20 protein-coding genes are annotated in these 25,729 nt (G+C 72.7%); 9 read left to right on the top strand and 11 right to left on the bottom strand.

All coding sequences use genetic code 11. From position 1 onward, the window contains the following. Positions 1-193: 193 nt before the first annotated feature. The 4 genes from B0I31_RS16875 to B0I31_RS16860 are packed head-to-tail and all read right to left on the bottom strand — an operon-like array spanning position 194 to position 6,904. A complete protein-coding gene (locus tag B0I31_RS16875; RefSeq protein WP_106616325.1) occupies positions 194-1,315 on the bottom strand; it encodes a GAF domain-containing sensor histidine kinase in 1,122 nt (373 codons plus the stop codon). Further along, the gene (gene cydD / locus B0I31_RS16870; protein ID WP_106616324.1) at positions 1,312-4,404 is read right to left on the bottom strand and encodes a thiol reductant ABC exporter subunit CydD; all 3,093 of its coding nucleotides are present in this window, start codon (positions 4,402-4,404) and stop codon (positions 1,312-1,314) included. Before cydD ends, B0I31_RS16875 begins: the two co-directional genes overlap by 4 nt. Continuing rightward, a complete protein-coding gene (gene cydB / locus B0I31_RS16865) occupies positions 4,401-5,402 on the bottom strand; it encodes a cytochrome d ubiquinol oxidase subunit II (protein ID WP_106616323.1) in 1,002 nt (333 codons plus the stop codon). The genes cydD and cydB overlap by 4 nt, the downstream gene beginning before the upstream one ends. Positions 5,403-5,413: 11 nt before the next feature. Continuing rightward, positions 5,414-6,904, bottom strand: a complete 1,491-nt coding sequence (locus tag B0I31_RS16860) for a cytochrome ubiquinol oxidase subunit I (RefSeq protein ID WP_106616322.1) — start codon at positions 6,902-6,904, stop codon at positions 5,414-5,416. Between the two features lie 319 nt (positions 6,905-7,223). Between B0I31_RS16860 and B0I31_RS16855 the strand changes: the two genes are divergently transcribed. Beyond that, positions 7,224-7,823: a TMEM165/GDT1 family protein gene (locus B0I31_RS16855; RefSeq protein WP_106616321.1), complete on the top strand. Its 600-nt coding sequence runs from the start codon at positions 7,224-7,226 to the stop codon at positions 7,821-7,823. Positions 7,824-8,030: 207 nt separating this feature from the next. On the opposite strand, the gene B0I31_RS16850 is transcribed toward B0I31_RS16855, so the two are convergent. The 4 genes from B0I31_RS16850 to B0I31_RS16835 are packed head-to-tail and all read right to left on the bottom strand — an operon-like array spanning position 8,031 to position 11,380. Next, positions 8,031-8,627, bottom strand: a complete 597-nt coding sequence (locus B0I31_RS16850) for a Uma2 family endonuclease (protein ID WP_106616320.1) — start codon at positions 8,625-8,627, stop codon at positions 8,031-8,033. Between the two features lie 45 nt (positions 8,628-8,672). Next, positions 8,673-9,341, bottom strand: a complete 669-nt coding sequence (locus B0I31_RS16845) for an IclR family transcriptional regulator (RefSeq protein WP_073897551.1) — start codon at positions 9,339-9,341, stop codon at positions 8,673-8,675. 3 nt (positions 9,342-9,344) lie between these two features. Further along, a complete protein-coding gene (locus B0I31_RS16840; protein ID WP_106616319.1) occupies positions 9,345-10,517 on the bottom strand; it encodes a fumarylacetoacetate hydrolase family protein in 1,173 nt (390 codons plus the stop codon). Continuing rightward, positions 10,514-11,380 carry a hypothetical protein gene (locus tag B0I31_RS16835; RefSeq protein WP_181320203.1) on the bottom strand — a complete coding sequence of 289 codons (867 nt, stop codon included), beginning with the start codon at positions 11,378-11,380 and terminating at the stop codon, positions 10,514-10,516. The genes B0I31_RS16840 and B0I31_RS16835 overlap by 4 nt, the downstream gene beginning before the upstream one ends. 69 nt (positions 11,381-11,449) lie before the next feature. Here B0I31_RS16835 and B0I31_RS16830 point away from each other — a divergent pair, with 69 nt between their 5' ends. The 6 genes from B0I31_RS16830 to B0I31_RS16800 all read left to right on the top strand — a co-directional run bounded on the left by B0I31_RS16830 (position 11,450) and on the right by B0I31_RS16800 (position 20,770). Beyond that, on the top strand, positions 11,450-12,628 hold the full coding sequence (locus B0I31_RS16830; protein ID WP_106616317.1) for a homogentisate 1,2-dioxygenase: 1,179 nt from the start codon (positions 11,450-11,452) through the stop codon (positions 12,626-12,628). A gap of 39 nt (positions 12,629-12,667) precedes the next feature. Further along, positions 12,668-13,945, top strand: a complete 1,278-nt coding sequence (locus B0I31_RS16825; RefSeq protein ID WP_106616316.1) for an SWIM zinc finger family protein — start codon at positions 12,668-12,670, stop codon at positions 13,943-13,945. A gap of 304 nt (positions 13,946-14,249) precedes the next feature. Further along, complete coding sequence (locus tag B0I31_RS16820; RefSeq protein WP_146173869.1) at positions 14,250-15,677, top strand: DUF5691 domain-containing protein; 1,428 nt, start codon at positions 14,250-14,252, stop codon at positions 15,675-15,677. Beyond that, the gene (locus B0I31_RS16815) at positions 15,674-16,762 is read left to right on the top strand and encodes an ATP-binding protein (protein ID WP_106616314.1); all 1,089 of its coding nucleotides are present in this window, start codon (positions 15,674-15,676) and stop codon (positions 16,760-16,762) included. The genes B0I31_RS16820 and B0I31_RS16815 overlap by 4 nt, the downstream gene beginning before the upstream one ends. After that, the gene (locus tag B0I31_RS16810) at positions 16,762-19,014 is read left to right on the top strand and encodes a DUF5682 family protein (RefSeq protein ID WP_106616313.1); all 2,253 of its coding nucleotides are present in this window, start codon (positions 16,762-16,764) and stop codon (positions 19,012-19,014) included. The genes B0I31_RS16815 and B0I31_RS16810 overlap by 1 nt, the downstream gene beginning before the upstream one ends. An 832-nt stretch (positions 19,015-19,846) precedes the next feature. After that, a complete protein-coding gene (locus B0I31_RS16800; RefSeq protein WP_425444371.1) occupies positions 19,847-20,770 on the top strand; it encodes a VWA domain-containing protein in 924 nt (307 codons plus the stop codon). Between the two features lie 7 nt (positions 20,771-20,777). Here B0I31_RS16800 and B0I31_RS16795 read toward each other — a convergent pair whose 3' ends face one another. Further along, complete coding sequence (locus B0I31_RS16795) at positions 20,778-21,257, bottom strand: hypothetical protein (RefSeq protein ID WP_146173868.1); 480 nt, start codon at positions 21,255-21,257, stop codon at positions 20,778-20,780. 44 nt (positions 21,258-21,301) lie between these two features. Then, positions 21,302-21,775, bottom strand: coding sequence for a hypothetical protein (locus tag B0I31_RS16790; RefSeq protein WP_241829079.1), 474 nt, complete (start codon positions 21,773-21,775; stop codon positions 21,302-21,304). Between the two features lie 239 nt (positions 21,776-22,014). Here B0I31_RS16790 and B0I31_RS16785 point away from each other — a divergent pair, with 239 nt between their 5' ends. Together B0I31_RS16785 and B0I31_RS16780 are read left to right on the top strand one after the other, a co-directional pair. Next, positions 22,015-22,776, top strand: coding sequence for a DUF2470 domain-containing protein (locus B0I31_RS16785; RefSeq protein ID WP_106616310.1), 762 nt, complete (start codon positions 22,015-22,017; stop codon positions 22,774-22,776). A 22-nt stretch (positions 22,777-22,798) separates the two neighbouring features. Continuing rightward, the gene (locus tag B0I31_RS16780; RefSeq protein WP_106616309.1) at positions 22,799-23,563 is read left to right on the top strand and encodes a CPBP family intramembrane glutamic endopeptidase; all 765 of its coding nucleotides are present in this window, start codon (positions 22,799-22,801) and stop codon (positions 23,561-23,563) included. 107 nt (positions 23,564-23,670) lie between these two features. On the opposite strand, the gene B0I31_RS16775 is transcribed toward B0I31_RS16780, so the two are convergent. Continuing rightward, positions 23,671-25,728, bottom strand: a complete 2,058-nt coding sequence (locus B0I31_RS16775) for a caspase, EACC1-associated type (protein ID WP_181320202.1) — start codon at positions 25,726-25,728, stop codon at positions 23,671-23,673. Between the last annotated feature and the right edge of the window lies 1 nt (position 25,729).

The raw sequence follows: 25,729 nt of genomic DNA, 5'->3' as shown, positions 1-25,729 counted from the left end.
GATCCGATCACGGGCCGTCCAGCCTCCCGCTCCCCACTCCCCACTCGCGGTCGCGGTCGCGGTCGCGGTCGCTTCAAGATCTCGCCAGCGCTTCGCAGGCGTCCCCGCCCAAGGGGACCCCTGCTTTTATTTTGCCGGCAGGGTCCGACAATTCCGGCTGGTCAGCCGGTCAACCGATCACGTGGTCGACTGCTCAGCCGTTCAGCGGCACGTGCCAGGTGATCGTCGTGCCGGTGCGCGGTGACGAGGTGATCTCGCACCCGCCGCCCGCCGCCAACGCCCGTTCCTCCAAGTGCCGCAGCCCGCGCTTGGCGACACCGCGCGGGATGCCGCAGCCGTCGTCGGTGACTTCCAGGTCCAACCGCCCCGGCGTCCGCCGCAGCGCGATGCCGACGTGCCGCGCACCGGAGTGCCGCACCACGTTCGACAGCGCCTCCCGCAACGCCGCCCGCGCGTGGTCCGCCAGGTCGGTCGGCACGTCGGCCACGTCACCTTCGACGCGCACTTCCGGCTCGAACCCCAGCAGCTCGCCCGCCGTCCGTGCTTCCGCCAGCACCGATCCCTTGAGGTCGACGTCCCCCGGCTTCCCGGGATCGGCGCTCCGCAACGCCCGGACGGTGGCGCGCACCTCGGCCATGGTCCGGTCGAGCTGGTCGACGCACTCCGCCAGCCGGCGCGCCTCGCGGCCTTCCAGCTTCAGCCGCCGGTCCAGCAGGTCCAGTTGCACGCCGGTCGCGTACAGCCGCTGGATGATCACGTCGTGCAGGTCGCGCGCGATCCGCTCCCGCTCCTGGTAGACCGCGATCCGCTGCCGCGCGGTCGATCCCTCGGCCAGCACGACGGCCAGCCCGGCCTGCGCGGCGAACGCGGCGAGCACCTCGACGGTGTCCGGGCTGAACGGCTGCGCGCCCTTGCGCCGGTACACGGCCAGCGCGCCGATCTTGCGCTCCTTCGTCCCGAACGGCGCGACGGCGAACGGCCCGTACCCGCGCAGCGCCTTGGGCACGAACGGCGCGGTGCGCGGGTCGGTGGTGAAGTCGTCGGCGACCACGGGCACACCGGTCCGCGCCGCCCGGGCCGCCGACGAACGGCTCGACAGCACGACGCCCACCGGGTCGTCGTCTCCGGAGGACGCCTCGACGGTCAGCGTGCCGTCGTCGGCGGTGACCATGGCCAGCCCCAGGTCCGCACCGGCGAGTGCGACGGCGCTGCGCACCACGAGCGGCAGCACGGCGTCCGGGTCGTCGCCGGCGAGGGCGGCCGAGGTGATCTCGGTCGACGCGGCGAGCACGCGGGCGGGGTCCACGGTGGTCAACGGTAGGCCCTGGCCCGGGTCCGCCCCTCGGTGACGTCCAGCACCAGGTCGGCGCGGTCGGCTTCACCGGGCCGGTGGGTGATGTGGATGACGGTCTTGTCCCGCAGCACGTCGTCCAGGCGGGCCAGCAGCGCGGCGGCGGTCGGCTCGTCCAGGTGGGCGGTCGGCTCGTCCAGCAGCACGAGGTCGGCGTCGTAGAGCAGGGCTCGGGCCAGCGCGACCCGCTGCGCCTCCCCTCCCGACAGCAGCGTCGGTCCGATCACGGTGTCGAGGTCGAGCCGGACGCCCGCCACGTCCAGTGCCCAGCGCAGCCGTGCGTCATCCGCCCGCGGGTCGCCCAGTCGGAGGTTCTCGCGGACGGTGGTCGAGACCAGCATCGGCTCCTGCGGGCACCAGGCGACCCGATCGGGCCGCCACACCAGCCCGCGCTCGGGTTCGAGGAACCCCAGCAGCAACGCGAACAGGCTCGACTTGCCCGCGCCGGACGGACCGACCACGGCCACCTTCGCACCGGCGGGCAGGTCGAACGACACCCGTTCCAGCACCGGCTCCGCGCTGCCCGGCCACCGCACCGTCACGCCTTCGAGCCCCACCGCGCCACCGACCGCCCCCTGCTCCACCCGATCCACCTGCGGCACCGGCACCGACTGCTCCACGATCCGCCCGTACGACTCACGCAACGCCGCACGGTGCTGCGCGGCGGCGGGCAGCGCGCTCAACACCTCCGCCAACGCCAACGGCACCAGCCCCAGCACCGGCACGAGCAGCGGGTCGACGCCACCGGCCAGCCCGATGCACACCGCCGACGCCAGCCCGGTCGTCAGGTGCACGACCCCGATCGCCGCACCGGCACCGAGCGCCTGCCGCCGGGCCAACCGGCCGAGTTCGGCGTCCTGACGCGCCAGTTCGGCCCGCACCGCGCGGTCGGCGCCGAACGCGATCAGGTCCGGCGCGGCGGTGAGCAGGGTCAGCACCTGCTCCGACACCTGCCGACGCCCCCGCGCCAGCACCGCCGTCGCACGGCGTTCGGTGAGCACCGCGACGACCGGCGCCACCGTGCCGCCGACCAGCAGCGCCACCGCCAGCGCGAACCCGGCCGCCGGCTGGATCAGCGCGAACAGCACCACCGCCGCCACCGCCACCCCGAACGCGATCAACGGCGGCTGGAGCACCCTCGGCACCAGGTCGCGCACGGTGTCCACGTCATCGACCAGGCGGGTGAGCTCGGCCTGGCCGGGCCGGAGGCTGCGCCACAACCGGACCCGCAGCGACTCGGCGTACCGGAACGCGGCGTCGTGCGACACCAACCGCTCCAGGTACCGCAGCACCCCCTTGGCCAGCGCGAACGTCCGCACGCCCACCACCAGCACGGACAGCGTGAGGATCGGAGGCTGGGTCGCCGCCTTCGCGATCAGGTAGGCCGCGACGGCCGTCAACGCCACACCGCTCAGCGACGCCGCCGCACCCAGCGCCGCCCCCGCCAGCAGCCGGCGGGTCGGGCGGGGCGTCCGCGCGACCACCGTCCGACCGTCCACCACGCCGACCTCACGTGCCGGTGCGACCTCCTCCTCCGGCGAGCCCACCAGCCGGTGCGTCGCCAGTACGACCGCCGCACCACCGGCCGCCGCCCGGTGCACGGCCGCCATCACCTTCGCCGCCGTCGCCGGGTCGAGGTGCGCGGTGGGCTCGTCCAGCAGCAGCACCTTCGCGCCGTCCCGGACCCGGGTCAGCGCACGCGCGACCGCGACCCGCTGCCGTTCCCCGGTGGACAGCTCCGCGATCGGCCGCGCCACCAGGTGGTCCGCCGCGACCGACACCAGCACGTCGTGGTCGACCCGTCCTGCGGTCAGCTCCAGCTCGTCCGCGACCGTCCGCCCGGCGAACGCGGGCCGCTGCGGCACCCACGCGATCGACGACCGGTCGACCGCCACCGTGCCGCCGTCCGCCTCCACGAACCCCAGCAGCACGCCGAACAGCGTCGACTTGCCCGCACCGCTGGGCGCGTCGAGCCGGTGGACCTCACCCGGCCGCACCCGGAACCCGACGCCGTCCGGCGCGAACCGGTCCCGCCGCCGAACCCTCAGGTCCCGCACCTCCACGCCTTCCACCCGGTCCGGCGTGGCCGGCCGCGGACCGGGCGTGGGGATCTCGGCGACCCGCCGCACGGCCTCCACACCGTCCTCCGACGCGTGGTGCGCCGCTCCGGCCGCCCGCAGCGGCAGGTAGCACTCCGGCGCGAGGATCAGCACCACCAGCCCCGTGACCAGCGTCATCTCCCCCGACACCAGCCGCAGCCCGATGCCGACCGCGATCAGCGCCACCGACAGCGACGCCACGATCTCCAGCACCAGCGCGGACAGGAACGCCACCCGCAACGTCCCCATCGTCGCCCGCCGGTACCGCTCGCCGACCTCCCGCACCGCCGTCGCCTGCGCCGCCGCACGCCCGAACGCGGTCAGCACCGGCAGGGCCCGCACCAGCTCCGCCAGCCGTCCCGACAACCGCTCCAGCGCCGACCCGGCCGCCTCCACCCGCGCCGACGTGAACCGGCCGATCAGGATCGCGAACACCGGGATCAGCGGCAGCGTCACGGCGATCAGCACCGCCGACGTCGGGTCCGTCCACAGGATCCACGCGCCGACCGCCACCGGCACCACGGCCGTCGTCACCAGAGCCGGCAGGTACCGGGTGAAGTACGCGTCCAGCGCGTCCAGCCCCTTGGTCGCGGTCACCGCCAGCGACGCCGGTCCCCGGGCCACGATCCACGACGGCCCCAGGCCCAGCGCCCGGTCCAGCACCGCCGCCCGCAGCTCCTCCTTCGCGCCCGCCGCCGCCCGTGCCGCCACCGACTCGGTCGCCCACGCCAGCACGGCCCGCACCACGACCGCGCCCGCGAGCACCCACAACGACCCGCCGGTCACCAGCGCCGACGCCAGCGCCACGGCCTGCCACACCAGGGCACCGGCCGTCAGCCCGGCCAGCACCGCACACCAGGCCAACGCCCGGCGCGCCGAACGCGAGAGCGCAGGCAGCGCGCCGAGCGGGCCTTTCCCCGGCTTCGTGGCGGAAGGGGCTCCGGGGAAGTTCACGGGACCCGCACCTCCGGGATGTGCCGGGTGCCGATCCGCTTGCGGAACACCCAGTACGTCCACCCCTGGTAGACGAGCACGGCGGGCGTGCCGAACCCGGCCACCCAGGTCATCACGGTCAACGTGTAGGGGCTCGACGCCGCGCCTGCCACGGTGAGCGACCAGGCGGGGTCCACGGTGGACGGCAGCACGTTCGGGTAGAGCGCGCCGAACAGCGCCGCCACCGTGCCCGCCACCACGACGCCCATCAGCGCGAACGCCTGCCCCTCGCGCCGCAGCACCAGCCGCCCGTACGCGCCGAGCGCGGCCAGCGCCACCACGATCGACGCGCCCCACGTCCACGCCGACCCGAACCGCAGCTGCACGGTCAGCAGCAGCACCAGCAACGGCAGCAACGCCACCGGCGCGGTCTTCAGCGCCAGCGCGCGTGCCCGTTCCCGCACCTCGCCCTCGGTCTTGAGCGACAGGAACACCGCGCCGTGCACCAGCGCGTACCCGGCCACCGCCACCGCGCCGAGCAGCGTCTCCCAGCGGATCGCGGCGAACGGCGAGCCGACGCGGTCACCGGCGGCGTCCAGCGGCAGGCCGAACACGGTCGACGACAGCAGCAGCCCGATGCCCAGCGCGGCCGTCCACGACCCGGCGACGATCACCCGGTCCCACACCCGCCGCCAGCGCGCCGAGTCGATCTTGCCCCGGTACTCGAACGCCACCCCGCGCCCGATCAGCGCCAGCAGGAACAGCACCAGCGGCAGGTAGACCGAGCTGAGCAGCGCGGCGTACCAGGCGGGGAACGCGGCGAACGTGGCGCCGACCGCGACCAGCAGCCACACCTCGTTGCCGTCCCACACCGGCCCGATCGTGTTGATCAGCACCCGCCGTTCCCGCTCCGACCGCCCGAGCACGGGCAGCAGCATGCCGACGCCGAAGTCGAAGCCCTCCAGGAACAGGTAGCCCAGCCACAGCAGGGCGATCACGCAGAACCAGAACGTCTCCACGGCTCCCCCTCTCAGTAAGCGAACGTCAGGACGTCGTCCGACTTGTCGGCATCCGATTTCCCGGTGTCGTCATCGGGCTTCCGAGCCGGCAGCACGCCCGCGACCCCAGCGCGGACGTACCGCCGGATCAGGAACACCTCGACGCAGGCCAGCACCCCGTAGACCAGCGTCAAGGCGATCAGCGACGTCAACACCTCCCCCGGTGTCGACGACGACACGGCACGCGCGGTGAACATCCACACCCCGTCCACCCCGCTCGGGTTCGGCACCACCACGAACGGCTGCCGACCCATCTCGGTGAAGATCCAGCCGAAGCTGTTGGCCAGGAACGGCGTCGCGATGCTGCCCAGCGCGAGCCAGGCGAACCACCGACCGCGCGGCACCCGTCCGCCGCGCGTCAGCCACAGGATCAGCAGCCCCGCGCCGACCGCGATCCCGCCGAACCCGATCATCAGCCGGAAGCCCCAGTACGTGACGGGCAGGTTCGGCACGTAGTCGATCGGCTTGCCCGACAGCTCGCCCAGCTTCGGGTCCACCGGGTAGTTGGTCCCGTACTTCTCCTGGTAGAGCGGCACCAGGTCCTCGATGCCCTTGACCTCGGTGGTGAAGTCGTTGTGCGCCAGGAACGACAGCAGCGCGGGCACCGTGACGCTCTTGACGTTCTCGCAGTCGGGCCGCGACACGTCGCCGATCGCGAACACCGAGAACGCGGCCGGCTGCTCGGTGTGGCACAGCGCCTCGGCCGCCGCCATCTTCATCGGCTGCTGCTCGAACATCAGCTTGCCCTGCATGTCGCCGGTGATCGCGAGCCCGGTGAACGCCACCACGCCCACCCACGTGCCGACCTTCACCGAAGCGCGCCACACCGGCCCCTCGTCGGTGCGCCGCCACAGGTGCCAGGCCGCGATGCCCACCAGGAACGTCCCGGCGACGGCGAACGCGCCGAAGACCGTGTGCGGGAACGCGGCGAGCGTGGTGTTGTTGCCGAGCACGGCCCAGATCGACGTCAGCCGCGGCCGGCCGTCGACCATCTCCACGCCGACCGGGTGCTGCATCCACGAGTTCGCGGCCAGGATGAAGTACGCCGACGCGATCGTGGCCAGCGAGAACGCCCACACGCACGCCAGGTGCGCCTTCTTCGGCAGCCGGTCCCAGCCGAAGATCCACAGGCCGAGGAAGGTCGACTCGACGAAGAACGCGACCAGGCCCTCCATCGCCAGCGGCGCGCCGAACACGTCGCCGACGAACCGCGAGTAGGCGCTCCAGGTCATGCCGAACTGGAACTCCTGCACGATGCCGGTGACCACGCCCATGGCGAAGTTGATCAGCAGCAGCTTGCCCCAGAACTTGGTCATCGCCAGGTACTTGCGGTCACCCGTGCGCACCCACGCGGTCTGCATCCCCGCCACCAGCAGGGAGAGCCCGATGGTCAGCGGCACCATCAGGAAGTGGTAGACGGTGGTGATGCCGAACTGCCACCGTGCCAGGTCGAGGACGTCCACGGGTCGACCGTAGGTCCGGCGGTGGTGCGATCTTCAGGTACGACGGTCCCGCGGGACCCGGGACCAAGGTCCCGGTGTGCGGCGTCACGCCGGTGGGCGCGGCGCCGGGGGTTACGATGTTCGGGCCAGAGGGGAGTAGTTCCCCCGGGTCACCACGACCGGGGCGAGAGGATCGACACACTGGTCCGCCCAGCGCGGACCCGGTCCCTCACCCGTTTTCCACCAGCGGGCGAACGAGACCTCCGGCCGGGCAGTGCACCACGCCCGGTCGGGGTCGTGCTGCCTCCGTCCGGGTTCCCATCGGACGTCGGAGGTTCCCGTGGCACCTGAACTCATCGCCCTGGCGACGGCTTTCGCGATCGTCTTCCTGGCCGAGCTGCCGGACAAGACCATGGTCGCCACCCTCGTGCTGACCACGAGGTACCGGGCGTGGCCGGTGTTCGCCGGCGTCACGGCGGCGTTCGCGATCCAGTGCGTGGTGGCCGCGACCTTCGGCGGCGTGCTCACCCTCCTACCCGATCGGGTGGTCGCGGGCGTGGTCGCCGTGCTGTTCGGCGTGGGCGCGTTCCTGCTGCTGAAGGAGGGCTTCTCGCACGACGGCGACGAAGCCGACACGTCCGGGGACGGCCCCGGCCAGGTGACGTTCCTGCGGGCCGCGCTCACCTCGTTCGGCGTCCTGTTCGCCGCTGAGTGGGGCGACGCCTCCCAACTGGCCACCGCCGCCCTGTCCGCCCGCTACGCGAGCCCGGTGTTCGTGGGCCTGGGCGCGTTCCTGGCCCTGACCACGGTCGCCGCCATCGCCGTCCTGCTGGGCCGCAAGATCGCCACCCGCATCCCGACCCACCTGATCCAGCGGGTGAGCGGCTTCGTCTTCACCGCGTTCGCGCTGTTCGCCCTGTGGCAGGCGATCTCGGGTTGACCTCCCACCACCGCACCTCGGGTTCGGCATCGACGCCTGGTCGTACCGGTGGCCGACTGGCACCGAGAAGTGCGAGCTGTCCGGCGGCGTCCCGCTGTTCTACGGCGAGTACGACGAGCGCGATGCCGAAATCGCCCAACGCGCCTACCCGGGCCGCCGCATCGTCCTCACCGAGGAGGGCCACCTCGAAGTCCACCCCGGTGACGCTCAGACGAGCCCGTCGAGCTTGAGCGTCACCGGGAACGGCACGGAGGTGGTGAATTCGCCGACCACGTCACCGGCGTCCTGATATCCGAACTCGCCGGCGAGGTGGCAGGCGACCAGCGACACAGGCGGGTCGAGGTCGACGATCCAGTAGTGCGGAATACCGGCATCCGCGTATTCTGCGCGCTTGATCACCCGATCGTGTCGTCGCGAACCGGGCGAGATGATCTCGATCACGACGACCACTTCCGACGCGCGGAGCAGTCCGCCTTCCTCCCTCACCCGCTCACGTGCCCCCCGCCTCAGAATGACGAGATCAGGGCGACGGGAATAACCGGGCTCATCCGGCGCGACCAGCTCCAGGTCGATGTCGATGTCCTGGATCATCTCCAGGTCCGGGGGCAATCGACCCCAGAGCTGGAACAGCAGTTGGCCCGACGCGTACTGGTGTCCTGGCGCGGGGCTCGGTGACATGATGAGACGACCCTCTACCAGCTCGGAGTAGCCGTACTCGAATTCTCCGAGTCCGGCGTATTCGGCGACCGTGAACAAGTGCGGCTCGCCGGCCGAGTTCTGTGAATTCTCAGGCAGAGCGGTCACTTCGTTCCCTCCGTCAACACCGAGTGTGTCATGCGGGGATGTGCGTCAGCGCAACGCGTCAGCGACCTCCTGAGCCGCCCGCACCACCTGCGGCCCCACCACGTCACCGTCCAGCTTCTCCAGGGCCACCACGCCCACGCTGGCCCGCAATCCGGGCACACCGCGCACCGGTGCCGCCACCCCGAACGCGCCCGGCTGCAGCTCGCCGGTCGAGTGCACCCACTGCCGCCCCTCCGGCGACAGCCCGATCGCCTTGCCCGCCGCACCCCGGTGCACGGGGTGGCGCGAGCCCACCCGGTACGCCACGTGGTACGCCGTCCACGACGGCTCCACCACGGCCACCGCCTGCGCCTCGCTCCCGTCGGCCACGGTCAGGTGCGCGGTCGCGCCCACCGCCTCGGCCAACGTCCGCAGCGCGGGCTGCGCGGCCAGCCGCAACTGCGGCAGCACGTTGGACGCCAGCCTCAGCACGCCCAGCCCGAGCCGCACCTTCGACCCCTCGCGCCGCACCAGCCCACGCGACTGCAACGGCACCAGCAGCCGGTACACCGCCGCCCGCGACGCGCCGATGGCCGCCGCCAGCTCGCTGATCGACGGCGCTTCCGACTCCGCGTCGGCCACCGCCTGCAGCAGGGCCAGGCCCCGCTCCAGGGTCAGCGAGCTCTCCTTGGACGCGGGCGCCGGCAGCCGGCCGCGGGGATCGGGTCTGACCACGCTCTACCTCTCGTCGGCGGGCGAGACCGTGCCGACCACCTCGGCCAGCCCGACGACCGAACCGCTCTCACCCGGGGCCGTCGCGGTGATCCGCACCGTGTCGCCGTCCTCCAGGAACGTCCGCTCGTCGCCGCCGACCACCACCGGCTCCTTCCCGCCCCAGCTCAGCTCCAGGAAGGAGCCGCGCTCGTCGCGGGCAGGCCCGGACACGGTGCCCGACGCGATCAGGTCGCCCGGCCGAACGGTAGCGCCGTTCGCGGACAGGTGCGCGAGTTGTTGCGCGAACGTCCACGACATCTCGCGGAACGGCGGCCTGGACACCACGACGCCGTTCCACTCGACCTCGAGGTCGACGTCCAGCCCCCAGGGCCGTTCCTCGACCAGGTACGGCAGCACGTCGTTGCCCAGCGGCGGCGGCGACACGCGGGCCACCGCGAACGCCTCCAGCGGCGTGATCCACGCCGACACCGACGTGGCGAACGACTTGCCCAGGAACGGCCCGAGCGGCTGGTACTCCCACGCCTGGACGTCCCGCGCGGACCAGTCGTTGACCAGCGCCACGCCGAAGACGTGGTCGACGGCCTGCGACGGCGTCAGCCGCGACGCGACGGGACCGCCGCACACGAACCCGACCTCGGCCTCGATGTCCAGCCGGCGCGTCGGCTCGAACACCGGTCCGGCCGACGTGCGCCGCTGCCCGTGCGGCCGGACGACCGGCGTGCCGGACACGACGACCGTCCCGGCCCGGCCGTGGTAGCCGATGGGCAGGTGCGTCCAGTTCGGCAGCAGCGCCTCGCCGTCCGGCCGGAAGATCCGGCCGACGTTCTCCGCGTGGTGCCGTGACGAGTAGAAGTCGACGTAGTCGGCCACGGTGAACGGCAGCACGGCGCCGTCCAGCCCGGCCAGCTCCGCACCGCGCGGCGCCGAGGCGGCCGAGACGATCTCGACCAGCCGCGCCCGCAGTTCGCTCCACGCCGGCCGCCCGGCCGCCAGCAGGGCGTCCAGCGTGCCCGTGGCCACCAACGGCCCCAGCCGTTCGCCCAGCGCCAGGCCGCGCAGCAGCAGCGCCTGGTCACCCACCCGCACCGCGATGCCGCCGGGCAGGACGCCGTAGGGCAGCGTCTGCGGCCCGAACGGCTCGTCGGCGGTGAACGCGGGGTCCTCGATCCAGCTCACAGCAGACCCAGCTCCTCCAGGTCGGCGATCGGCTCGTCCAGCGAGCACGACCCGTAGGACGCGAAGACACCGCGGACGGCGTGCGCGGCCTGGTCGGACAGGCCCGACGCCTCCTCGCCCAAAGCGACCGCGTCCGTGCTGGACAGGGCCTCGCGCACGTCACCACCGGAGAGCGAACGCGCGGTTGCCACGAGCAGGTTGAGGAACCCGTGGTGGGTGAACCCGGTTTCGCTGTCGGTGTGCCGCACGGCGTGGTGCAGGCCGGCGGTCGCCTTGAAGGCCACGCCGCCGCTGCTCACCACGGACAGGAAGTCGGCGACCTCGTCCACGCTGGGGAAGTTCTCCTTGCTGACCCCGCCGCAGCGCAGCTTGGGCCAGCTGCCGTGCTCGATGACGCGGCGCACGCCGTCCAGCCACTCGGCACCGCCGCGCCGGGGCTCGACCACGCGGATGACGTCCTCGGGCACGAACTCCGAGACGCGTTCCAGCCACACCTCGTCCACATCGGACGGGGCGGGCATCTCCACCATCCGAAGGGCGAGCAGTTCGCTGCGGGATTCCACGATCGACACGGCCTTGGGCACACCTCCCAGCCCCGTGTCGATGACCAGCGACAGGGCGATCGGCTTCACCGGCTTGACCTTGATCAACTCGGTGATGAGCTCGGCGAGTCGCGACGCGGGGCACAGGAAGAGACCGACCGCACCGGCCCATTCCCCGGCACGTGCGTCGAGGTGGCCGCGGACCGCGTCGGGCATGGAGGCGTTGCCCGGCGGGAACAGTGCGGCGTCGTCGACAAGCCTCGCGAGCAGGGGCGGAGTGCCGCGTGGACCGGGCGCACGGAGTTCGAAGGCGCTTGACACGGCTGACACGCTAGTGGCGTACCGGTCAATGAACAAAGATGTCCGACTATCGAACGCCCGGAGTGAACCATGGCGTACTACCGCCAGGTGGGTGAGATCCCCCGAAAGCGCCACACGCAGTTCCGCACGCCGGAGGGTGGGCTGTACGCGGAAGAGCTCATGGGGGTCGAGGGTTTCTCGGCCGACTCGGCGCTGCTCTACCACCGCCACCTGCCGACCGCGATCGTGGACGCGGTCACCGTCGACGAGACGCGCGGCGCCTTGGCGCCGAACCTCCCGCTCAAGCCGCGCCACTTCAAGACACCGGCGCTGACCTGGGAGTCCTCGGACGTCGACGCGGTCACCGGCCGCCGCACGCTGTTCGGCAACTCCGACGTGGTCATCGGTTTCGTGACCGCCACCGCGCCCAGCCCGCTGTACCGCAACGCGGCCGGGGACGAGCTGCTGTACGTGCAGTCCGGCGAGGGTGTCGTGGAGACGATCTACGGCGCGCTGGCGGTCGCCGAGGGCGATTACGTGGTGCTGCCGACGTCGTGCACCTACCGCGTGGTGCCGTCCCAGCCCATGAACATCCTGGTGCTGGAGGCCACCGGACACATCGGACCGCCGAAGCGGTACCTGTCGGCCAAGGGCCAGTTCCTGGAGCACTCGCCGTACTGCGAGCGCGACATCCGGGGGCCGGTGGAGCCGTTGTCGGTCGACGGCGAGGACGTGGAGGTGCTCGTGCGGCACCGCGCGGGTCTCACCCGGTTCACCTACGCCAATCACCCGTTCGACGTCGTCGGCTGGGACGGTTGCCTGTACCCGTGGGTGTTCAACATCCGCGACTTCGAGCCGATCACGGGCCGCGTGCACCAGCCGCCGCCGGTGCACCAGACGTTCGAGGGGCCGAACTTCGTGGTGTGCTCGTTCATGCCGCGCAAGGTCGACTACCACCCGTTGGCGATCCCGGTGCCGTACAACCACGCCAACGTCGACTCGGACGAGCTGATGTTCTACGTCGGCGGCAACTACGAGGCCCGGAAGGGGTCGGGCATCGGCATCGGCTCGCTGTCTCTGCACCCGTCCGGCTGCACGCACGGGCCGCAGCCGGGTGCGGTCGAGGCGTCGCTGGGCGTGGACTACTTCGACGAGACCGCCGTCATGGTCGACACCTTCCGGCCGCTGGACCTGGGCGAGGCCGCGCTGGCGGCCGAGGACCCGAAGTACGCCTGGTCCTGGGCACGCCGGGGTCCCGACCTCGACTGATCGACTTTTTGTCGGTGGGTGCCTCTAACGTCTGCCGGCATGGACGCACGAGCGCTTCTGGAGCAGGCCCCGGACGGCCAGGTGGCGAGCAGCGCCACCCGGCTGGCGGGGTCCTCCGGCTGGCAGGGGACGGGTCGCAGCGACACCGCCCTGTGGGGTCTGTGCAAGGGCAGCGGCAAGAACCCTTACCAGGTGTGCGTCGACCTGGGTGACCGGGCGACGAAGTGCTCGTGCCCGTCGCGCAAGTTCCCGTGCAAGCACGCGTTGGCTTTGCAGCTGCGGGACGTCCGCGAGCCGTTCCCCGTCGCGGAGGCGCCCGACTGGGTGACCGAGTGGCTGACCCGCCGCCGTGCGGCCGGTCCCTCGGCTCCGGCTCCGGATGACTCGCCGGAGGCGGTGCAGCGGCGGGCCAAGGCCAAGGAGAAGACGGCGCAGGCCAGGCAGAACGCGGTGCGAGGTGGTGTCGCGGGCCTGACCGACTGGCTGGACGACGTGGCCGGCGCGGGCCTGGCCGGCTTGCCCGCGCGGGACGCGGCGTGGTGGCACTCGATCCAGGCCAGGATGGTCGACGCGCAGGCCAAGGGGCTGGCGTCGGCGGTGGACGAGGTGCGCGGGATCGTCTCCGCCGGCGGACCGCACTGGGCGCACGACGCCGCCGACCGCTTGGGCGGGTTGCACCTGCTGGCGCGGCTGTCCTCGTCCGAGGACCCCCTGATCCGCCGCCGCTTGGGCTTCTCGGTCGCGGAGGACGAGGTGCGCGCCGGCCCGGGATGGTCGGACCACTGGGTGCCGTTGCTGAAGCTGGAGTCCGACGACGGTCTGGTGCGGACCGTGCGGCAGTGGGCGTGGGGCCGTTCGCACGGGTGGGTGGTGGCGGTGCGGCATGCCGGGGGCGGTGCGCGCCCCGTGCCACCGCTGACCCACGGCGTGGGGATCCAGGGTGTGCTGCACCCGTACCCCGGCGTCCCACCGCACCGGGTGGCGGTGGGCGAGGTGCTGGTCGAGCGCCGGGCCGAACCGATCCCCGCACCGCCGAGCTGGCGCGCCGCGCTCGCCGGCCTCGAGGAGTACCTGAAAGCCGACCCGTGGCAACGCCTGCACCCGTTGGGCTGCGCGTCGGTCCGGGTCACCGAGGACACCCGCCACCTGGTCGACTCCACGGGCCGCGGAATCCCGGTTCGCGGCGACCTGGCCCTGGACCAGGCACTGGCCCTGACCGGCGGCGCCCTGTTCGACGCGTGGGGCCTGTGGAACGGCCGCGAACTGCGCCTGGGCGCCACCGCCAAGCCCGGCGAAGCACCGGAGGTCGTGGGATGATCACGCAGGTCGGACAAGGTCCCCCATCACACGATCGGGTGATCATCGCCCGAAAATGTACGGAAACACCGTTCCCGTACCTCGGTTGCATACGAGGAACCGCGACCCACCAACCCCAACCCGCCCCCAACCACCAACCCACCCCGACCACCACCCCACCGGCCGACCGCACCCCGACCACCGACCGCACCCCCGCCGCCGACCGCACCTCAGCCACCACCCACCCGGACTCCCCGGCCACCACCGACCACCCGACTTCACCGCCACCCACCACCACCCGCAGCACCCCCACCGGCGGCCGGCCATGACCCTCCGAGCCGAATGGGACGAGGCCGTCCAAGCCGCCCTGGTGGGCGCACACCGCGCGGGCACGACACCGTCGGCCCTGCTCGACCGCGTCGCCGCCCTGGGCGTCGCCGCACACGGCGCCCAACTCCCACCACCGGTCGACACCCCGCCGCTCCCCGCCGCCCCCGCGTCCGACGACGTGCTCGTCCACCCCGCCGCCAGGTCCGTGCTGGTCCAGATCCTGGCCCTGGACGACCAGGTGCTGCTGACGGAGTGGTGCGGCATGGCCAAGGCGGCCCGCGTCGTCGCCGACCACCGCGAACTGCCCGCGCTGCTGGGCCTGGGCACCGCCCACCCCGGCCTGCGTCCCGCCGTGGCCGCCGTCCTCGGCGCCCGCGGGCGGTGGCTGGCGGCCATCCGACCGGCCTGGGCGTGGGCCGCGACCGGTGTGGTCGCGGAGGAGGTCGACCTCGACGAGGCCCTTGACCTGCCCGGCACGTCGCGGCTCGCCGCGTTGCGCCGCGCGCGCAACCAGGATCCGGCGAAGGCACGCGCGTTCCTGGCCGCGCAATTCGAGGTCCAACGCCGTGCGACGGACCGCCAAGTGCTGATCAGCGCCCTGGAAGCGAACCTCGGCCCGGACGACGAACCGCTCCTCGAACGCGCGTTGGACGACCGCGCGATCGGCGTGCACGACGAGGCGTTGCGCCTGCTGCGCACCCTGCCCACGTCCGCCCTGGCCGAACGCGCCGCCGAACGCCTGCACCGCGGCCTGTGGCTGACCGCGGACGGTTTCGACGTGCAGACCGACGAGCTGTGGGCGGAAACCGCGCCCGAGCCGGACGAGGCCCGTGACCTGCTGAAAGACGGTTCCGAGGCGGGGGTCGCGGGTCGGTTGCGCGGCGCGGCGGCGAGCGTGCCGCCCCAGCACTGGACCGGCCGGCTGGACACCGACGACGAGGGTGCGGCCGCCGAACTCACGCGCGGACCGTGGGCGAGTGCGTTGCTGCGCGGCGTGGCGCAGAACCTGAAGCTCGCCGACGACGCCCGGCCGTGGGCGGTCGCGGCGACCCGGTCGTTGACCGGCATGGAGCAGTTGGAGATGCTCGGCGGCCTGCCCGCCGACCTGGCCGCGCGCACCGTGGTCGAGGTGTCGCGGCAGTGGAACTACGACCTGCTCGACCACGCGTGTTCGCAGTTGCCGGCGCCGTGGGGCGCGCGGGCCACCGCGGACCTGCTCGACCGCTACGCCGGGATGCGCGACCCGAGGTGGCGCGCCGGCCGTCCGCCGGCGGTGCTGCTGGCCAGGGGTGATGCCGAAGTCCTCGGCGCGAACTGGGCCCGCATCACCGAGCGCTGGCCCGAGCACACCGTCGAACTCGACGTCCTGCGCCTGCGCATGCAGCTGCGCGAGGCGTTCAACCACCGGGAGGAAAGCCAGTGACCACCGAATCCGTGCTGCGGCCCGCCGCGGAACAGCAGTACGCCGCCGAGCTCGCGGCCGTGGCGGCGGCGGACGACCGGCCTCGCCCGCCGCGCTGGCGGATGTCGCCGCAGGCGGTGGTCACCTACGTGCTCGGCGGCAGGCTGCCGGACGGCACGGTGATCACGCCGAAGTACGTCGGCGACCGGCGGCTGGTCGAGGTCGCGGTCGGCACGCTGGTCACGGACCGGGCGTTGTTGCTGGTCGGCGTGCCGGGCACGGCGAAGTCGTGGCTGTCGGAGCACATCGCGGCGGCGGTGAGCGGCAACTCGATGCTGGTCGTGCAGGGCACCGCGGGCACCGGCGAGGACCAGGTCCGCTACGGCTGGAACTACGCCCGGCTGATCGCCGAGGGGCCTTCGGAGGCGGCGATCGTGGCGAGCCCGGTGATGACGGGGATGCGCGAGGGCGCGGTCGTGCGGGTGGAGGAGTTGACCCGGATGCCCGCGGAGGTGCAGGACTCGTTCATCACGATCCTGTCCGAGAAGACGTTGCCGGTGCCGGAGCTGGGCATCCAGGTGCAGGCGGTGCCCGGGTTCACCGTGATCGCCACCGCGAACGACCGGGACCGCGGCGTGAACCAGATGTCGTCGGCGCTCGCCCGCCGCTTCAACACCGTCGTGCTGCCGCCGCCCGCGACCGAGGACGACGAGGTGGAGATCGTGTCGGCGCGTGCCGCCCAGCTCGGCCGGGCGTTGCAGTTGCCCGCCGAGCCGCCCGCGTTGGAGGAGGTGCGCCGGGTGGTGCGGATCTTCCGGGAACTGCGCAACGGGTCCACTGTGGACGGCCGCACGCAGCTGAAGAAGCCGAGCGGGAGCCTGTCCACGGCCGAGGCGATCTCGGTGGTGACCAGCGGGATGGCGTTGGCCGGGCACTTCGGCAGCGGCACGATCACCGCGGACGAGTTGGCGTCCGGGCTGCTCGGCGCGGTGGTGAAGGACCGGGTGTCGGACACGGCGGCGTGGCAGGAGTACCTGGAGGCGGTGGTCAAGGAGCGCGCCGAGTGGCGTGACCTGTACCGGGCGTGCCAGGACATGGTGGGCTGATGGCGCGCGAACAGCCGTTGCCCGATCGGGTGACGTTGCTCGGCATCCGGCATCACGGTCCGGGTTCGGCGCGCATGGTCGCGGCGGCGTTGGAGGCGGTGCGGCCCGAGGTGGTGCTGATCGAGGGTCCCCCGGAGGGGGACGCCCTGTTGCCGCACGTGCCCAGCCTGACGCCGCCGGTGGCGTTGTTGCTGCACGACGAGGCGGAGCCGGCGCGGGCCGCGTTCTGGCCGTTCGCGGAGTTCTCGCCGGAGTGGCGGGCGATGACGTGGGCGCGGGTCAACGGCGTTCCGGTGCGGTTCTTCGACCTGCCGGCCGCGGCTTCGCTGGACGATCCCGAGCCGTCCGACTCCGACTCCGCTGACGACGTGCCGAAGGCGGCGGTCGACCCGCTGGGCACGTTGGCCGAGGCGGCGGGTTTCGACGACCCGGAGCGCTGGTGGGAGGACGTGGTCGAGCACCACACCGACCCGCGTGACCTGGCCGAGGCGGTGGCGGAGGCGATGGGTGCGTTGCGGGAGGAGTTCGCCGATCAGGTGGACGCCCGCACGTTGCGGCGGGAAGCCGCGATGCGGCAGAACGTGCGGCAGGCGTTGAAGGACGTCGAGGGTTCGATCGCGGTGGTGGCCGGGGCGTGGCACGTGCCGGCGCTGCGCACCCTGCCGCCCGCGTCGGTCGACGCCGCGGCACTGAAGGGCTTGCCGCGCAAGAAGATTTCCGGCACTTGGGTGCCGTGGAGCCACGGCAGGCTGGCGGCGTCGTCCGGTTATGGCGCGGGTGTCGCTTCGCCTGGTTGGTATGCGCACTTGTGGGAGTGCGCCGAACGCGGTGACGCCGTGCCGCGTTGGTTCGCGAAGGCTTGCGGGGTGTTGCGGGCGGAGGACTTGCCCGGGTCGACGGCGAGTGCGGTGGAGGCGGTGCGGCTGGCGGACGCGTTGGCCGCGATGCGGGGGCGGCCGTCGCCGGGGTTGTCGGAGGTGATGGAGGCGACGCTGGCGGTGCTGTGCGGGGGTGACGCGACGCCGCTTCGCTTGGTGCACGAGCAGTTGGTGGTCGGTGAGCGGTTGGGTGAGGTGGGTGAGGACGTCCCGACTTCGCCGCTGGCCGCGGATCTGGCGCGGTGGCAACGGCGGTTGCGGATGCCGCCCAGTGCGTCCGTCAAGCCGATGCGCTTCGACCTGCGCAAGGACACCGATCGTGAGCGGTCGAAGTTGTTGCGGCGCTTGGAGGTTCTCGACGTGCCGTGGGGCACGCCGGACACGACCAGGACGTTGGGCACGTTCGCCGAGGCGTGGCAGTTGCACTGGCGGCCGGAGTTCGCGGTCGCGCTGGCTGTCGCCGCCCGGCACGGCACCACGGTCGAGGCCGCCGCGGGGACCGTGCTGATCGCCCGTGCGGCGGCGGCCACCCGCGTGGTCGACGCCGCCGAAACCCTCAGCCAGGCGGTGGGGTGCGAGATCCCGGAGGCCGTCGCCGCGTCCCGCCAGGCACTGGACCGCTGCGCCGCCGCCGCGACCGACGCGCTGGAACTGCTGTCGGCCCTGCCGGACCTCGCAACCACCGTGCGTTACGGCTCGGTGCGCGGCACGGACCCGGAGCTGCTTCGCGTTGCGCTGCACGGGCTGTTGGCGCGGGGCGCGGTCGGCCTGCCGCTGGCGTGCCGCGGGGTGGACGACGACACGGCGGAACGTGCGGTCAGGGCGGTCGAGGGGGCGGACGACGCGGTCCGCCTGGCCGCCGACGACGAGCACCGCGACACGTGGCAGCGTGCGCTGAAATCGCTGGTCGCGATGCCCGACGCCCACGGCCTCCCAACCGGCCGCGCGACCCGACTGCTGTGGGAAACGGGCGCCCTGGACTCCGACGAAGTAGCCACCCGCCTGCACCGCGCGGTGTCCCTGGCCGCCGGCGCGACGGCGTTCGTGGCGGGCTTCCTGCGCGGCTCAGCCGCCCTTCTCACCGCCGATCCGCGCCTGTTCGCCGTCGTGGACGAGTGGCTGACCGGCCTGTCGGGCGCCGATTTCGCCGCCGCACTGCCACTCCTGCGGCGCGCGGTGGGCGAATTCAGCCCGGCGGAGCGTCGCATGCTCGGCGACCGGGTCAAGGGCTCGACGGCCGGCGGTGCGGTGGCGTCGGGCGATTGGGACGAGGAACTCGCGGCTCGACTCGTCGGCCACGTGCGCGATCTGCTTGGCGCGGGCGCGGGCGCGGGCACGGGCGCGGGCACGGGACGCGCGGGGGCAGGCGCGTGATGCGCGAGCAGGGGTGGGCTCGTGACGAGCGCAGGGCGGGGGCGGGCTCGTGACGCGTGTGGCCGCGCGGCGGGGACGGTCGCGGTGCCGGGGCGGCGACTCTGGGCCGGCGGCGGGCGGTGCGGCCTGCCTGGGTCGGGGCGTCACGCGGTGGGTTGGCGCAGGGGCCGGGGCGAATCGGGCGGCGGCCTGCGATGCCTGGCCGCAGGCTCCGGGGCTGGCTGGCTGGGCGGTCGCGTCGAGTGGGCTGGCCGCAGGAGTGGCCGTCTGCAGGGGCGAGAGGGCGTCTGCGGGCGGCGGGGGCTGTCCCGCAGGGAGGCGGGCGGTCCGCGGGGGTCGGGGTCGGTCTCGGGGGCCGGGTCGTCGCGCGGCGAGGGGCGGACGGGGTGGGCCGAGCCGGGGGCTGGGCGGGCCGGGGGGTCGTTGGAGTGGGCGGGGGCCGGGGGTGGATGGGGGTGGTGGTTGTCGGGGCTCCTCATGTTTTAACCGAGGGGTGGTAACAGTGTTTCCGTACATTTTCGGGCGATGATCACTCGATGGTGTGACAGAGGGCCTGGGGTGGGCCGGGATTGGTGGTGGGCGTGTGACACAGGATAACGCGGTTGAACGGCAGCGGCGGTGGCGGTTGTTGTTGGGTGGGGCGGCGGGGGATCTTGGGGCACTTGGGGATGATGACCTGCGGCGGGATGCTGCATTGACCGGGTTGTACGGCGGTGGGGAGCCGGTGGAGGCCGGTGGGAAGAGGAGTGCCGGGTTGGGTGGGTCGTCGCCCGTTTTGCACCGGTGGTTGGGTGATGTCCGCACGTATTTCCCCAGTTCGGTCGTCCAGGTGATGCAGAAGGACGCGGTGGAGCGGTTGGGGTTGCGGCAGTTGCTGTTGGAACCCGAGCTGCTGTCCAGCGTGGAGCCGGATGTGAGCCTGGTCGGCACGTTGGTCTCGTTGTCCCGCGCCATCCCCGAACGCACCCGCGAGACGGCACGCGCCGTGGTGCGCAAGGTGGTGGAGGACATCGAGCGCAAGCTCGCCGACCGCCTCCTGGCCGCCGTGCACGGCGCGATCGACCGGTCGCGTCGCACCAGCCGGCCGCGGCTGTCCGATGTGGACTGGAATCGCACGATCCGGAAGAACCTGCGCCACTACCAGCCCGACCAGCGCACGGTGGTCGTGCAGGACCTGGTCGGCAACAGCCGGCGCAGCCGCCAGGCCTCGCTGCGGGACGTGGTGCTGCTGGTCGACCAGTCCGGTTCGATGGCCGAGTCGGTCGTGTACTCCGCCGTGCTCGGTGCCTCGCTGGCCTCGTTGAAGGCCGTGGACACGAAGCTGGTCGTGTTCGACACCGAGGTGGTCGACCTGACCGAGCAGCTGAAGGACCCGGTCGACCTGCTGTTCTCCACGCAGCTGGGCGGCGGCACGGACATCAACCGCGCCGTCGCCTACGGCCAGTCGCTGGTCCGCCGCCCCACGGACACGGTGATGGTGCTGATCAGCGACCTGTACGAGGGTGGTGTGGCGCGGGAGTTGCAGCGGCGGGTGCGGGAGTTGGTGCAGAGCGGGGTGACGGTGGTGGTGCTGCTCGCGTTGTCCGACAGCGGCACGCCCGCCTACGACCACGAGTTGGCGGCGAAGTTGTCGGAGCTCGGCGCGCCCGCGTTCGCCTGCACGCCGGACCGGTTCCCCGATCTGCTGGCCACCGCGTTGCGCCGGGAGGACGTCGGGGCTTGGGCGGAGCAGAGCGGCATCCCGGTCGGCCGGTAAGGAGCCCTCAGCGGATGACGATGCGGCCTAGGGTCATGAACGGCGCGCCGCGGGTGAGGACCGCCGCACGGCCGCGCGGGTCGGGTCCGGCCAGCCAGACCCGGCCGCCGCGGCGGATGTTCTCGCGGACCCGTTCGGGGATCTCGGCGAGCCGCAGGAACGTGCGGTCGGAGTCCGCTGTTTCCAGGTAGGTCTGCCGTCCGACGCGGGTGCGCCCCGGTACGAAGTGCACTGACACGGGGTGCCGCGGGTAGGTGTCGAGGAGTCGGCGCAGCGCGCGCCGGGAGAAGAAGTGCCGCAGGCCGGGCACGGCGAGTTCGACGCACAGCGGGGTGAGCAGGAACACCCAGCGCGACCCGGTCCACTCCGCCACGACCCACAGCGTGAGCAGGCCGAACAGGGCCAGCCCGATGAACCCGACGGCGCGGCGGTCCGCGCTGGTCAGGCATTTGTCGACCCAGGCCTCGCCCACCACTGCTCCCAGCAAACCAGAAGTTCTCCTCCTGGGTAACCGAATAGATGATCAGCAAACTAGCGGCGGACGACCTTCGCCGGGAACAGCTTCGGCACGCCCCGGAACGTGACGACGGTGTTCCCGGCGCGGTCGGGTGCGACGACCCACGCCCGCCGGTGCCGGTTGATCCGGCCGCGGGCGACGGGTCCGGCGCTCACGTCCAGCACCAGCGGTCGGGTGCCGTGCACGACGAGCAGTCCGCCGCGCCAGTGGATGCGGACGTAGACCCACGCGTGGTCGCCGAGGACTTCGGTGAACGGTCGGCGTCGCCTGAGCCCGTACCCGAGGACGAGCACGGAGAACAGCAGCAGCACGAGCGGCAGGGCGGACGTCACCGTGAACACGAAGATCAGGGCGAGTTGCAGCACGAACGCGAGCGCGCCGACGACGACCCAGCCGAACGCGCGCCTGCCGGCGATCTCCAGGCAGTACCGGGTCCACCGGTCGTCGAGGGCCGCACCCCTGGTGGACGGCTTGTTCGGCACGACCACGAGCCACCTCCGCCAGGCGCGCCCAGATCGAGCCAAGGTTACGACGAACGCGGGGTGGACCGAATCGGCCAACCGGACCGTTCCGCGTCCGCAGGACCCCACCCGTGCGGACACGCCTGCCGACGACCCCCTAACCTGCGTCGACGATCTCCGCGCACGAAGAGCCGGGTAAGCCGGTCGTGGGACTACCGCCACCGGGCTCCATCAAGTTAGGCTGCCCTAAGTTGGGAGGTGAGCGGGTGAACGAGACGACACGTCGACCGCCTGCGCCGCTGCCGGCGGAACGGGCCCGCACGATCGCCGCCCGTGGTGGGCGCGCGGCGCTGCTGCCGTCCGACGGCACGGAGAACCGGGTCACCCCGGTGCTGCACCACGTCCACCCGAGCGGTGAGGCGACGATCGTGCTGCCCGACGAGCACCCGCTGGTCGAGGCGGCCCGCCGGGCGGAGCTGACCGCGATGCTGGAGCTCGCCGACCAGGCGCCGGTGCAGCTGCGCGAGCCGGTGCGCGGCCTGTTGTGGATCACCGGGTGGCTGCGCGCGCTCACCGCCGAACAAGCCCGCGAGGCCGCTCTCCTGGTCGCCGAGGCGCGGCCGGACCCGCGGCTGCTCGACGTCGGGCACGGCGCGTCGGCGTTGCGGTTGTCTCCTGCTTCGCTGGTGGTGGCGGACGCGGAGGGCACCACGTCGTTGCGGCCGGAGCTGTTCGCGCAGGCGGAGCCGGACCCGTTCGCCGCGCACGAGGACCACTGGCTGCGTCACCTGGAGCTGTCGCACCGGGACGTGGTGGGCCTGCTCGCACAGCACCTGCCCGCCGACCTGAGGGGCGGTCACGTCCGTCCGCTGGGCTTGGACCGGCTGGGGCTGCGGCTGCGGGTGGAGATGTCGGATTCCGATCACGACGTGCGGATCGCGTTCTCCCGCCCGGTCGGCACGGCGCAGGAGCTGGCGGGGGAGCTGCGTCGCCTGATGGGTTGCCCGTTCCTGGCGCAACGCCGTTGACGTGCGCGGTTAACGTAGGGGCGTGATCGAAGACCTCGACGCCCGGACGCGGCGCGGCTACCGGCTGGAACTGCTGCTCGTCTTCGCCGTGACGCTCGGGTTGTCCGGGGTGCGCAGCCTGGTGCGGCTGCTGGACAGCCTGCTGGACCCGGTGCCGCTCAACGAGCAGAAGGTCGCGATCAACGTCCCGCAGGCGCGGTTCGACCTGTTGGACCTGATCGCGCAGCTGCTCAGCGTCGTGCAGCTGGCCGCGTGGGGCGGGCTGGGCCTGTACCTGCTGTGGCAGGGCGGCATCAAGCTGAGGGCGTTGGGCCTGGACCGCACCCGGATCGGGCCGGACGCGCTGGGCAGCCTCGGGCTGGCCGCCGTGATCGGCATCCCGGGGTTGGTGTTCTACCTGGTCGCGTGGAACCTGGGGCTGAACCTGGCGGTGCTGCCGTCCACGTTGGACTCGTCGTGGTGGCGCAGCCTGGTCCTGGTGCTGGCCGCGATCGGCAACGCGTGGGCGGAGGAGGTGCTGGTCGTCGGGTACTTCATCACCCGGCTCCGGCAGCTCGGCTGGCGGGAGAACACGGCGTTGCTGGCCAGCGCGGTGCTGCGCGGCTCGTACCACCTGTACCAGGGTTTCGGCGGGTTCATCGGGAACGTGGTGATGGGCCTGGTGTTCGGCAAGGTCTGGCAGCGGACGAACCGGTTGTGGGTGCTGGTGGTGGCGCACGCGCTGCTCGACGTGGTCGCGTTCGTCGGCTACACGGTGTTGCGCGGTCACGTGTCCTGGTTGCCCTGAGTCCTCCGCGTCCGGTTCACCCGGTGAGTCGAAGGATGGCGTCCTGAGCGTTGAACTCGGGGGTTCTGAACGTGGGACACGCGCGTTCTGGACGTAGGACACGCGGGTCAGTGGACGAGGAGGAAGCGGGAGGTGGTGTGGGCGGCGGCGGTGACGACGGTGCGGGCGACGCCCGCCGAGTCGAGCAGGGTCGGGTCCAGGTCGGCGACGGTGACGGCGGCGTTCTCGGCGATGCGGCGGGCCGGTTCGGCCAGGGCGGCGGCGAAGGCCTGCCAGCCGGCGATCTCCTCCGGGGTGCCCGCGGCGTCCGCCGCCAGGCGAGCGCCCAGGTCGGCCAAGCCCACACCGCCGCCGCGTAACACGCCTTCGTGTGCGGCACTGCGCACGGCACGCACAGCGCGCTCCACCTTCGGCAGGTCGGCGGCGGGGGCACGGATCAAGCCCGCCTTCGTGTCGCTCTGCGGGTGGCCGCCGTACACCACGACTTCCCGGGAGGTGGCCACGACCTTCTCCACCTGGCCGAATGAGCGCGGGTTCGCCGTCTCCAGCAGGTCCGCGTCGAGAATCGTGCCGCCGACCGTCGCCTGGAGCCGGTTCAGCCCATGGTGGTCGGTCACGGCCGCGAGGGTCGACCACCGGCCACCGATTCGCAGCACCGCCGTGAGCGCATCGTGCGGAAGCTCCTCGCAAACCACGAACAGGCTTTGGCCCTCGTCGCGGATGGTCGCGACCGCATTGCCGAGCCCGGTGGGCAGGCGCCCGCTCACCAGCAGCACCCGCGCGTCGACCAAGACCGCCTCGTCCCGCTCCACGTCGGTCACGAAGAGGCTCGACGCGTAGCCACCGGCCAAGCGCAGACCCGGCCGGATCTCGTACTGCAGCCCGATGCCCTGGCCCTCCTCCACCAGGATCGGGGCGCGCATCCGGGTCTCCCCGACCACCTCCGCGACGAGGCCGCCGATCTCCGCGCTGCCCGCCGCGGCAATCGCCAACGCCCGCACGTCCGAGGTCTTCAACCGCACCGCGGACTCGGTGATCAGTTCGACCGCGCGGGCGGCGGCGGACGTGACGCCGCGCATCAGCCGCACCGGGTTGTGGCCGTCGCGCATCGCCTCGACCAGCCCGCCGATCGCGCCGCGCGCCACGGCCACCGCCGACGCCGCGCCGTCACCGGCGTCCCGCCGCACCTGGAGCACCAGGTCGCGCACGTAGCCCGCGCCGAGCCAGTCCCGCGGTTCGTCCGGCTGGAACGCGGCCACGATGGCCGACGCGTCGGCCAGCTCCACCGGCCGCCGGTCCACGAACACCACGGCCCGCCGCCCCATCGGCCCCAACGTCCGGCACACCGGTTCGGCGGCGGCCCGGAAACCGCGCGCCACCAGCAGCTGACCGGACGTGTACGACGCCGTGCCGCGCGGCCGGCGACCGGGCGAGCCACCGGCCCGCGCGATCCGCAGCGGCTGCGACGAGCCGTGCGCGAAGAACTGCGGTGTCTGGTCGGGACGCCGGCCGCGCACCTCGCCCTGCGCGTACTTGAACAGCTCGTCGACGTCGATCCACCCGTCACCGTCGAGGTCCGCCGCACCGCCGGCGAGGCCTTCGATCAGCACGTCGGTGAACAGCGACGCGACCGGCGCGTCCAGGGACAGCGAGTCCTGCTCGAACGCGTACTCGTAGGCGTTGGACGCGGTCATGACCACGTACCCGGTGCCGACGTCGTCCAGCACGCTCGTCCCGCCCGCCTTGAACCCTTCCACGAACGCGCCGCTGAAGCAGCAGTCCAGCAGCAGGATCCGGCCGGACGCCCGGCAGTCCTCCAGCTGCTCGTTGAGGAACGACCGGGGTATCGCGGTGCCGGCGGGCCGGTCCTGCACGGTGTTCGACGCGGCGAAGTACAGCCGCCGCGCCGGCGTGGTCAGGCCGTGGCACGAGAAGTACAGCAGCACCAGGTCGTCCGCCTCGCGCGGCGCGAGCAGGTCCTCGACCGCGCGGCGGATCTCGTGGTCGGCCCGGTCCCGCAGCACCTCGACCGTGGTGAACCCGCCGACGTCGGGGTCCTCCAGCACGGCGGCGAGCCGTTCGACGTCCTGCTCGGGCGCGCGCAGCCTGCTCAGCCGCACGTCCTCGTACTCGCCGGTGGCGACGAGGAGGGCGTGCCGACCCACC

It is taken from the genome of Saccharothrix carnea, from assembly GCF_003014735.1.
In the GTDB taxonomy this organism is placed as follows: domain Bacteria; phylum Actinomycetota; class Actinomycetes; order Mycobacteriales; family Pseudonocardiaceae; genus Actinosynnema; species Actinosynnema carneum.
The sequence above is the reverse complement of the archived record's forward strand: the minus strand, read 5'-3'. Positions and strand labels throughout refer to the sequence as shown.

Excerpts from the sequence above, each read along its gene's own strand:
- B0I31_RS16830 (WP_106616317.1), top strand. The coding sequence starts at position 11,450 with ATGGCGTACTACCGCCAGGTGGGTGAGATCCCCCGAAAGCGCCACACG.
- B0I31_RS16825 (WP_106616316.1), top strand. The coding sequence starts at position 12,668 with ATGGACGCACGAGCGCTTCTGGAGCAGGCCCCGGACGGCCAGGTGGCG.
- B0I31_RS16820 (WP_146173869.1), top strand. The coding sequence starts at position 14,250 with ATGACCCTCCGAGCCGAATGGGACGAGGCCGTCCAAGCCGCCCTGGTG.
- B0I31_RS16810 (WP_106616313.1), top strand. The coding sequence starts at position 16,762 with ATGGCGCGCGAACAGCCGTTGCCCGATCGGGTGACGTTGCTCGGCATC.
- B0I31_RS16800 (WP_425444371.1), top strand. The coding sequence starts at position 19,847 with ATGCAGAAGGACGCGGTGGAGCGGTTGGGGTTGCGGCAGTTGCTGTTG.